Origin of the sequence: Pseudomonas sp. UYIF39, assembly GCF_029963765.1 — a bacterium.
Classification (GTDB): Bacteria; Pseudomonadota; Gammaproteobacteria; order Pseudomonadales; family Pseudomonadaceae; genus Aquipseudomonas.
The window spans coordinates 118,614-128,951 of the sequence record NZ_JALBYU010000017.1; the positions used below are offsets into that span (position 1 = coordinate 118,614).

Annotated in this window: 9 protein-coding genes and 1 pseudogene; all 10 read left to right on the top strand. The window is 52.4% G+C overall.

Going from position 1 to position 10,338, the window contains the following annotated elements; all coding sequences use genetic code 11:
• Nucleotides 1-129: 129 nt before the first annotated feature.
• A pseudogene (locus tag MO767_RS21420) lies at nucleotides 130-445 on the top strand (helix-turn-helix transcriptional regulator).
• 412 nt (nucleotides 446-857) lie between these two features.
• The gene (locus MO767_RS21425; RefSeq protein ID WP_282482124.1) at nucleotides 858-2,153 is read left to right on the top strand and encodes a site-specific integrase; all 1,296 of its coding nucleotides are present in this window, start codon (nucleotides 858-860) and stop codon (nucleotides 2,151-2,153) included.
• Between the two features lie 191 nt (nucleotides 2,154-2,344).
• The gene (locus MO767_RS21430; protein WP_282482125.1) at nucleotides 2,345-2,509 is read left to right on the top strand and encodes a hypothetical protein; all 165 of its coding nucleotides are present in this window, start codon (nucleotides 2,345-2,347) and stop codon (nucleotides 2,507-2,509) included.
• 101 nt (nucleotides 2,510-2,610) lie between these two features.
• Complete coding sequence (locus tag MO767_RS21435; RefSeq protein ID WP_282482126.1) at nucleotides 2,611-3,699, top strand: Rha family transcriptional regulator; 1,089 nt, start codon at nucleotides 2,611-2,613, stop codon at nucleotides 3,697-3,699.
• A gap of 2 nt (nucleotides 3,700-3,701) precedes the next feature.
• The gene (locus MO767_RS21440; protein WP_282482127.1) at nucleotides 3,702-3,854 is read left to right on the top strand and encodes a hypothetical protein; all 153 of its coding nucleotides are present in this window, start codon (nucleotides 3,702-3,704) and stop codon (nucleotides 3,852-3,854) included.
• A gap of 429 nt (nucleotides 3,855-4,283) precedes the next feature.
• On the top strand, nucleotides 4,284-5,117 hold the full coding sequence (locus MO767_RS21445) for a hypothetical protein (protein WP_282482128.1): 834 nt from the start codon (nucleotides 4,284-4,286) through the stop codon (nucleotides 5,115-5,117).
• Between the two features lie 1,575 nt (nucleotides 5,118-6,692).
• A complete protein-coding gene (locus MO767_RS21450; protein ID WP_282482129.1) occupies nucleotides 6,693-7,067 on the top strand; it encodes a hypothetical protein in 375 nt (124 codons plus the stop codon).
• Between the two features lie 16 nt (nucleotides 7,068-7,083).
• Entirely contained in the window at nucleotides 7,084-7,614 is a 531-nt protein-coding gene (locus MO767_RS21455; protein ID WP_282482130.1) for a hypothetical protein, read from the top strand.
• An 881-nt stretch (nucleotides 7,615-8,495) separates the two neighbouring features.
• Nucleotides 8,496-9,209 (top strand): recombinase family protein, encoded by a 714-nt coding sequence (locus tag MO767_RS21460; protein WP_282482131.1) that lies wholly within the window; start codon nucleotides 8,496-8,498, stop codon nucleotides 9,207-9,209.
• A gap of 545 nt (nucleotides 9,210-9,754) precedes the next feature.
• Complete coding sequence (locus tag MO767_RS21465) at nucleotides 9,755-10,165, top strand: response regulator (RefSeq protein ID WP_282482132.1); 411 nt, start codon at nucleotides 9,755-9,757, stop codon at nucleotides 10,163-10,165.
• Nucleotides 10,166-10,338 lie beyond the last annotated feature (173 nt).

Genomic DNA, 10,338 nt, shown 5'->3' on the forward strand with positions numbered 1-10,338 from the left:
CCCGAATACCCATTTTTAGCGGCGATTCTACGAAACGCATCACATTTTGCAAAGCAAGGTGATGGATCATGCAGTTGTCTAATGCAAAAATCTATCGTTAAGTTCTTGATTCTAAATGGGAATTAAGCGATGCAAATTTCAAGTTTGGGTGCGGCCATTCGGCGCTACCGCAAGGTCGCTGGGCTTACTCAGGCTGAACTCGGCGAAAAAACCGGTTTTGACCCCAAAACCATCAGCCGCTTTGAAACCGGAACCTATACCCCCCAGCGTTGAGGCCTTGTTCCTGCTTGCCGACGTGCTGGACGTAAAGCTGAAAGCCTTTTTCGCAGATTTGGGCGATGAAGATGAACAGCGGGCGTATCTGTTCGGCGTCATCCACAAAGCCACCCCGAAGGATCTGGGAAAGCTGATTGCAGCGGTTGACCAGGCCTTGTCCAAGCCTTAGAGCCAGAAATAAAAAAAGAGGCCGAGTTGTCGCATTCGACAGCTCGGCCTCCTTTTATGTGTTCGCTCCGAAAACCGGAAACGAAAAAACACCGCCCTGGACAAGATCCGTGGCAGAGCAACAAGAATGTATTTTTTGACGGATAACGCGAGAGAGGACTCGCGGTGCGTTATGGAGGCAACCCCACCAGCCACACCCCGGCACACAATGTTCCCGCTGTGGCTGCTTCCTTCCGGATCTGACCAGGTGGCATGCCAGCATGCTCGGCAATCGTTGCGGGCCTTATGGGGCAGGGGGTTCAGGCTAGTTGGGTTGCGAGATATCTACCGTGCGAACCTGTTGCACGGGCAGTCAGGAAACGGGGTGTAGTCAGCACTGTCACACTTTGCTGTAACACTTTGGTGTCACACCCATGGCCTACCTCATCAAGCGCGGAGCGCTGTACTACCTCAATCTCAAGCTGCCCAAGCACCTCTTCCCTAGGTGTCACACTTTGCGTTTGAGCCTGAACATTCGGCAGCGGCAGAACGCCCTATTCCTTGCAGCCTCACTCGCCCAGCAGGTCCACCGCCACCTGAACGAACACCCTCTAGCAGACCTTCAGACGCTACGTAAGCTGTGCTCGGAATGGCGAGACTCTGCCCCATCGCCAACCATCCAGCCTGCTCCAAGAACAGCACAAGCGGTTACCGTGAAGCGCCACGTTGACAGCCCTACACTCGCCAGTTTGTCCAAGCTCTATATAGAAGAAGGAAAACGAGGCGGCACTTGGCGAGAGGTCAGCACGTTCGAGGTGGAACGAGCCCTGCGTGATCTGTTCGAGCTGATGGGTGATATGCCCGTCGTAGCGTTCGACGTACAACAGGCCAGACTGCTGAAAGAACGGCTGAGTCGTTGCCCACAGTACTTTGGCTTACGTCCAGAGTTCGCAGGCAAAACACTGAAGCAGGTCGTTGAGTCAGGGGCCACTTACAAGACCATCACCGCCGTTACCGTGAACAACCGCCTACGCAAGCTCTCGGCCTTCCTGACTTGGTGCAAGACAAACGGATATGTTGCAGACAATCCGCTCGTGGGCATGAAGGTGATGACGGGGTCGGCCAAGGAGGCACGCCTATCCTTTGATCGACACGACCTGACCACCCTACTGGATCTGGCTGCACTCAAGGTGGAAGCCCGAAAACATCCATGGCGCTATTGGTTGCCCCTACTGGGACGAGCAACTGGTGCACGATTAGAAGAACTGTGCCAATTACGTGTGGATGACTTCATCGAACAACAAGGCATCCCGTGCCTCCGCATTGACGACAGCCGTGAAGGCCAGAACCTGAAGAACTCCAGCAGCCGACGCGTACTGCCTTTGCACTCTGGCCTGATCGAACTGGGGTTATTGCTGCACGTCGAGGCAGTGAAGACCACCGGAGCAGATCGCCTATTCCCTGAACTGGATGCGGTGCGGGGCAAGCTGGGTCACGCACCATCGAAGTGGTTCGGTCGGTATAAGACGAAGCATGGCATCACCGACCCGAGGAAGACCTTCCATAGTTTCCGGCACACGCTCATCGACGAACTGCGAGATGCCGGGGTGCAGGATTCGCTGATCAAGCGGATAGCCGGACACGAGGACGCTGCGGTGACTTTCAGCATCTATGGCAGCCGAAGTCCATTGAAAGCCATGGCGGAAGCATTACAACGCATTGAGCTTTAATCATATAGCTCCTATAGGCTTTGCACCGGGGTTACATGCTCATGTAGTTGGAATATGTGAGCATGTACACCCTTGCAATTCTACCACCTGCCCCCCGCCCCTACTGATAACGCTGTCGCACTACCCCCGCCCTCCATTACCGCGAATGGGTCTACCGCACCTACCGTGACTTCCTCACCGACGAAGAGTTCGTGGCCATCCTCGACAACGGTAAAGACTTGTACTTCCACGCAGATGATTTGCGTGAGCGACTTCCGAAGTACGCGGCTTACCGGGCTGAGCGTGAAGAAGAACAGATGGCGGAATATCAAGCAGCAATGCAGAAGTACTTCGAAGATCAAGAGAACGCAGCATAACCAAAATCGGCGCCTGCTAGGCGGGCGCCTTTATATGCCCAGGGAGGGCAACAAGATATATGTTTAAAACCACACGAGCAGTAAATAAGCCAGAGAAAGTAATGACCACCCGCACGTTCGCCAAGAAGTCTGGACGGCAACATGGCAACGTAATGTCCATGCTTCGCAAGATGGTCGAGAACGGTGAGTTGGACTTGCAAGAGTCCTTTTACAATAATGGTAGCGGCTCCCGGCAGTACGCCGAGTTCAAGCTAACCCTGAACGACTTCGAGAAGATTGCTCACAAGCTGAAGGAAAAGGAAATCAAGGGTGTGCGTAAGTACTTTGGTGTACCGGCGTACTCAGTAGAGAAGGTGGTGACAGGTTTCGGGGACCACACTGTCGAAATCCCTGCATTTGCGGGAGTTCAGGCAGCTCCCACCCCGGTACAGTTGTCGTTAGTGCCCACGGCTGAAACTCCACAGGGCGACGGCTTGACGATGAGCAGCGTAGAGATTCACAAATTGACAGGTAAGCAACACGCCCACGTCATGCGTGACATCGAGAAGATGCTGGAAGATTTGAATGAGGGGGGAGCCTCCAGATTTGGAGCCTCCTATTTTAGCGAACAAAATAAGTCGCTTCCGTGCTTCAAGCTCCCTCGCCGGGAGACGGACATCCTACTGACAGGCTATAGCGTTCCGTTGCGAGCCAAGGTGATCGACCGCTGGAGAGAGCTGGAAGCCGAGGTGGCCAAACCTCAGTTCGTTGTACCAACCACGTTCGCTGCTGCATTGCGATTGGCTGGTGAGCTGGAAGAACAGCGATTGGTGCTCACGCATCAAGTTGAAGTCCAGGGTGTGAAGATTGCTGAAGACGCACCCAAGGTAGAGGTTTACCACAAGATTGCAGACTCCAGAGGCCTGATCGGCTTCCAGAAATTTTGTACTCAGTTGAACTTGAATCAGAAAGAAATCAAGCACTGGATGAAAGACATCGGCTGGCTCCGTGCTGACCAGTACGTCGTTAACCCATTGCCCACTGCCAAGGCTGTAGATAATGGTTATTGCCGAATCACAGGCTTCACAACCGAACATGGCAAGTTCACACAGCAGATCTGGTTCACCGGCAAGGCAGTTACTTACGTTGCTGAGAAAGCTCCGACATATGTCCGCAAGAAAGTGAAGGCCAGCCGCTCTAAGGCAGCATAACCATGTACCGCGATGCCGTTGAATACAAGCCGGGGCACTGGCTTGCTCCGGGGAGTAAAGCCCTGGAGTTATACAAAGAGAAGAAATGGAAAGAGCTGGAAGCACTGCTTAAGGAAACTGATGCCGATTGGCGGAAGTTGGAGGGTCGTAAGTGAAAACACGTGAAACTTACCTGACAGCAAGGGGCATATAGCGCTAAAACCCTCTACAGGCTCACCAGAGGATGATAACGCACAAACCTACCCACATGTACGCACCGCCACCGGTAACGCCACAGAGAGCATTGTACTGCGTTTCCAGCCTGCGAGTGGAACTATTAACAATCCCCACTGAGTTAGCCCATGATTTTCTTCTTGACGGCCAACCTAGACGCGTTACTATCAGCACCCCAGTCGAGAAGGCTGGCACCCGCAACACCCTCCCCTACTATTAGACGCCCCCGCACCTCTCCACGCCAATAGGCCGCTGAGCAGATGCGTTTTCGTGCGTCTGCAATAAAGGGCCGCGTTTCACCCGACAATAGCCGGAACACACCGAGGGTTTGCCTGATGAATTGAAGAAACATTACTTGAGTGAAGAGCAACATGACGAACGACACCACATCTGCTGTTAGTACAACCACCACCGCAGACCAGACCGCTATCGAACTTCGCAAGAACGGTGCGACTTACAATCAGATCAGAGAAGCTACCGGACTTACTGAGCGGCAAGTTAAAGAGTTGGCAAAGGGCGTTCCCAAGCCCTTAAAGGTACGAAGATCCGAATCGAGGATTCAAACACCGTTTGATAAGTCCATCGAACGAGTGTTTCAGCTCGCGATCCGTAAACAGGGTATACGCGACTTTGAACTGCGGAACATCCTACACGAGGAATACAGCAGTACGTGGAGCACTGCGACTGGTAGGTACGAAAGCAACTACACCGCAGACCATCTTAAGCGTGTGAAGGATGAAGTCAGGAAGCGTGGCGCTCTGGAAGACTGCAATGTGATGTTCTTGCCAGACTGGATCGACGAGAACAACCCACGGGGCAGCAGTGATTTCCTGAACAATGCCGCCTCCGACCTGATGAACAGGGTTGATGAGTACGTCACTGAGTACATGTCGTCACACGGAACGACACCGGATGCTGACGGCCAGGAAGGCAAACTTGCACGGACGAAGCAACGCTACGGTGTGCGGCGCCATCTACTGAAGCTCGCGGTGCAAGGTTATGGTGCAGAACCGCTGGAAAAGCTGCTAGAGAGAACAGCCAAGCTCATTGGTGAGCTAGAAGGTTTTCCAGACATCGCGGTGCAAAACGTCACTCATCAAGCCGGGAATGGTGCATCAACCGAGACGACCAAATACTACCCCGAACCGTCCCGGCAAGACCCGTTCCTTGACTTCGTACAAGCACAGGGATGGATGAAGACTTAACCAGACCAATACAGACGAGAACACCTCTCATTTGTCCGAGAATTGCAGTTCACGCCCACCATACTAAGAGTACGGCGAAAGCCGGACACGCAACTGTATAGGTTAGGTTCACTGTAGAAGATTATTAGTAATAGCTTACACCAAGGTATAAACCTGTGCCTGAAGCACGGATTACAACTCTATATCATCAAGGGGAGAGATGGGGTGAAAACCCCTCCCCGCTCTTGATCTTGCCGTTAACTGTGCAGAGTACTGTAAAGATGTTTAATTCGTGACGGAACGTCACACCATATCTGCACAGTTACAATGAAAAGCTTGGGGGCTTTCCTGCCCCTGCCCCCACTGTATATAGTGTACCCTTAGGCACGAAGTACATTTCTATACAATTAAGGGGAGATAGGGGGCAACCAGCCCCTTCCCGCTCTTGATCTTGCTCTGTACCTTGCTGAATAACCTTGTGGCTCTAGCCACGGATAACTAACTCAAGAAGACTACCTGTGACGACAGTCACAAGTAGTTAATCTGTGCCCACAGGCACCAATACTACCTTAGAAGTTTCAGGCAAGAGCAGGGAGGGGTCACCCCCCTATCCTCCCTTGAACACTGTAGAGTTATCATCGTGCCCACAGGCACACAGGAAAACCCTAAAAGTTATACGAAGAGATAGGATACCTCGTGACCGCAGTCACGACATATACGCACAGTGTAGATCAAACTATGTAGGGCTATCCGCCTGCCCTACTGCCTACATCATTTACCGTGAGACAATAAATTAACTCTACCCAGTACAAGCAGTTTACTGCCGTTCTAACCTGCCTTCACTCGCAGCATGCCGACAGGCATAATATATGGTACCCGTGGCGGCAACGCCACACATTACCCTCTCAGGGACTTACTATTGACGGGCGTGACTACCAGACAAGTAAACCACACTCACAAAGTGCATAGATAATCAACTTATTTAGTATGAAAGTATTGACTTTATCAGGAAAGGTGGTACACTCGCAGAGTGAAAGAAACAACTCCAGCATCTCTCCGCCACATGCCAAAAACATCCCCGCCTGCTACGTCATAGTTTGGACCATTCCTTTCCAACTGTGTCGCATAACCTCGTTCCCGATTCCGAGGCAGATAGATCGGAGTTGCACAGGACAGACTTAGACTTTTCGAGATTTCAAAAGTCTCTACTGTAATGCCCAGGCCAGGGGATGCAACAAAGCTGGCCACTAATTCGCTCTGCATAGAGCAGTACGCACTTGCCCATAACGAGTGCACACACTTGCAGTACCCACCGCCCGCAACCTCAACTCTGGGGAACGGGCTCCTTTTGTATTAAATAAAGATCAACATACATTCAGAGGTATATATGCCAAAACGCCGTCCGCTTCGAAAACACGTTTGTGAGTCTTGCCAGCGAGTTTTCTTCAGTCGCTCTCCACTATCCCGGCTTGACTCAGTTCAATGCCAAGTGCGTGAATGGAGAGCACGCAACAAGTTCACACAAGAGCAGCTTGAAGAACAGTTCGTCGCCCAGGAGCTGGAGAACACCAGTCAATCAAAACAGGAGGCCGCTTGATGAATAGCAGCACAGTGTGGCTTGAAATCGATAAGACCAACAAAGCAATTCTCTCGTACTTCCTGGAGCGACCAACTGCGGCATCCGACAAAGTTGAGTATGTCCAGGCAACACAAGACGAACTGACGTTCTTGTCGGCTCTGGAGGATGCGGTGTTCCCAGCCGGGATGGTCGCCACCATCAGTGACTTGGAGGCGCACAGATCGCGTGTACAAGCAGCAAAGAAGGCCAAGGCTGCCGTACCCATTGGGGCCGCTTCTAAAGGCTCTCAGCAGCCCGTAAACAGCGCCAGCAAGCCCAACCCACAGACCAACAATCAAAGCACCAAGGAACGCTTTATCGCGGCCTTGAAACAACACCGTTCAAACAAGTAATCCAAGGAAACTATCTATGACAACCAATTTTGAATATGGAACCGACACTGTCGAATTCTACGAGCATAGTGACGAAGAGCTCCAGAAACTCATCAAGCAGAAAGAAGTTGATTATTACCGTCACTGTATGTCGCCAGCTTACCCCCAGCTAGGCGTAAACATAGACTGGTTCAGCGACAAGCCGCTAACCCAAGCTCTTAACGAACTAGCAGGTTGGTTTCAAAATGGCTATATCGCTGCAACTTCTCTTAACAGACCGCTATATCTCAAGGTTCAACTTAAAAAGCCGCAAGCGATCATCGACGCCGATCTTATCGAAGTTGCAGAAGAGGCCAAGGTTCAATACACCGCATGTCGCTATGCTCGCAATGTCGCTGAAACGCAACGATTGATGCAGCAGACGATTGAACGTAGAGCACGGGAGCAAGCAGCAGCGGCAGAAAAGGCGGCTGTGAAGCACCAGGCATCCGAGGAACAGAAAGCCCTGGCGGAGTTGTTGAAAGCCCACGCCAAGCCCGAGGCCAAGCAGGCGGATGCGGCAGCATGAGCGACCAGCCTTCCACCCCCAACAGGGCGCTTGGCGTGACGTTTACGGCCGAAGACTTTCACACGCTGGCGCGTACCACGCACGCCGCCACCAGATGCCCATCAGGGAGCTCATCGAGTACATGGCGTGCTCTTACGTCGCCGCGATGCGGCAGCAAGAACAGGCATCGAAGGGCAAGAATCGGGGTGATCAATAAACACCTACTGGCAGACCTGGAGAGCGAATAGGAACTATATGAGAACCATTCTCGTATCTATTACCTACAGGTGGGCATTGCAGCCTTCCAGCGGGAGTAGATAGCGTTAGGGCCAATGTTTACGGGCACCAGGGTTTAGCCGATTGCCCCACACACGCGTGTTCCCCGACGTACACGCCAGATTCCCCTACACCTGCTCGATCAAAGCACCACGAATCGCCGGATCGGCCTGCACTACAGCGGGGTGGTCAGTCATTTACGTGTGGGCGCCAAGGGGCTGCACCAACCCCTTGATCCACCCACCCCAGTCAGTCGTCCCGCTGATCCCTCACGTATTCCCAGACCGCCCGCAGGGTCTCGTGCAATACCGCCCTGAGTACCCACTGTCCTACTGCTTTGAAGAGTTGTCGCATGGTTATTCATCCTCTGATCCCTAGTGAAACCCCTATGCGGATCTTAATCTGGTCGGGTACAGGGTTCAAAGTCGCATCATGTGGATAAGCCTGCATCGAGCTGGAGTGCGTATACGGGCTCTGGTGCGGCAATCAGACAAGCGGTCTACCAAGCCACCTTGCAGAGGCATCCAGTACAACCAACAACCCCCAAAAAAGAGACCTTAACAAATCGTTGTCGAACGTCAGCAATATGTTATATATGGATTCATACCAAATCAGCGGGGCGAACAATGAAAAAGGTCGTGGCTTACGCGAGGGTTTCAACAGACGAACAGTGCTTGTCCGTCGCTGGTCAGTTCGCTGCCATCAAGATCGCCGCTGAGGCCAATGGCTGGCACATTGCTGCTGAGTTCACCGACCAAGGGGTGTCAGGCAGTATTGACCCGATGGAGCGCCCACAGTGCCACCTTGCTCTTGCGATGGCGAAAGGTTTGGATTGCCCGCTAGTGGTTCACCGTCTCGACCGTCTTGGCCGTGACCATGCTCACTTCGCTGTTCTCCAGAAGAAATACGCCATTATCGAAGCCGAGGACGTACACGGCAGCAGCCTGGTACGCAACATCAAGAGTCTTCTCGCTGAGGAAGAGCTAATCAAGATTCGCCAACGCACCAAGGATGGTCTAGCCGAGCTGAAGAAAGACGCTGCCAACGGTGATGTTGAAGCCCAAGCCAAGATTGCGCGTCGTGATGCAGGGCGTACAAAGGCTTGGGCTGTCGGTAATGGTGCCGCCCTAAAAGCTAAGAAACTGAATGCTGACAATCGGGCTGATGCAATCGCTCATCACATTAAGGCGTGCTTGTACGATGGCTATACATCCTTTGTTGCCATTGCTCAGTGCCTCAACTCTAAGGGCGTGACAACAGCTAAAGGAAGCGTATTCCAGCCCATGACCGTTTCCCGCCTCATGACTAGGCTTGAGTTGTCATTCAGCGTCAAAGCCTGACTTCACCAGTGTGCCTCTAGCCGCCTACGGGCGGCTTTGTCCTTTCCGCGATATTTCAAAGTTTTAAGTCATGGCAGCGAGGTGGCACGGGAATGGCTCTTAACCCCGACCCAGCCTGTGCGGAATTTCCATCGATGCCCAGATATCGTTTCTGATATTCCGCCACGGACTCACAGACGATATTCGGCCAAGGGCTAATGTCGATTTTGAAAATTTGGGTATCAGCGGATTTTAAAGATTGGCTTACGACCGACAGAGAACGGGTGATTGAAGCCCTCATTATGCCGGGCTGCTTCCCCCTCCAATGTGATGCGGCCCCTGCACTGCGTCTTTCCAGTCACTCAAGGACGATTATCGTGATCCGGCACCTGTCACGAATGACAGGCAGTAACCGACTCATTGCAGCCGGTCGCAACAGGCAGAGAACGACTAGGAGACATGATTCGACCTCTCGCACTGTCGGTTCGCCACAACCTATCGGTCCTGAAAAACGCTTACACTGAACGAAGAAAATCCATGGGAAATTCGGATAAGGAACCCCCTACGTGAGCGCAAATTGGGATGACCGACAAGCTGCCCCCAGACACGTATTCGTTATTGAAGGCGAACCAGTGGTGCGGATGCTTTTGCAGGAAACCCTGACTGAGATGGGGTTTACATCAGTGGCTTTCGACAATGCTGTTCAAGCACTGACCCATCTCACGTGTATACAAGGTGATTGCACCCTCATCATCGCGGATCAGGGGCAACCTGGTGGGATACAAGGCACTGAGTTCATTCGCATGGCTAACAAAAGATGGCCATCTATTCCTTCGATTCTTACATCTGGTTATCTTACTGATGAGCAGGTTATCCCGCCGTCGGCGACTTATCTGCATAAGCCTTACACCTTGGATCAGTTAGAGAAGACCATCGCAACCGTTCTCAGACAACAACCTCCCCTGCTGCAGAATTGAAGACAGTTCGCCTATTCAGTTTTTAATCTCCTTAGCCTATTGGCGGCTTGGGGTCGTTCACTGCCGGTCATGATTGCCAAGTCTGCTGGTCTAGTCCGATGAAAATGGCGGGGCAAGTTGTAGTGGTCTAATGATTCCGGACACCCATTTAGGCGAGAATGCTCGCCAGACTG

What these genes read in the sequence shown, in the direction of transcription:
- MO767_RS21425 (WP_282482124.1), top strand. Translation starts at nt 858, where the DNA reads ATGGCCTACCTCATCAAGCGCGGAGCGCTGTACTACCTCAATCTCAAG.
- MO767_RS21435 (WP_282482126.1), top strand. Translation starts at nt 2,611, where the DNA reads ATGACCACCCGCACGTTCGCCAAGAAGTCTGGACGGCAACATGGCAAC.
- MO767_RS21440 (WP_282482127.1), top strand. Translation starts at nt 3,702, where the DNA reads ATGTACCGCGATGCCGTTGAATACAAGCCGGGGCACTGGCTTGCTCCG.
- MO767_RS21445 (WP_282482128.1), top strand. Translation starts at nt 4,284, where the DNA reads ATGACGAACGACACCACATCTGCTGTTAGTACAACCACCACCGCAGAC.
- MO767_RS21450 (WP_282482129.1), top strand. Translation starts at nt 6,693, where the DNA reads ATGAATAGCAGCACAGTGTGGCTTGAAATCGATAAGACCAACAAAGCA.
- MO767_RS21455 (WP_282482130.1), top strand. Translation starts at nt 7,084, where the DNA reads ATGACAACCAATTTTGAATATGGAACCGACACTGTCGAATTCTACGAG.
- MO767_RS21460 (WP_282482131.1), top strand. Translation starts at nt 8,496, where the DNA reads ATGAAAAAGGTCGTGGCTTACGCGAGGGTTTCAACAGACGAACAGTGC.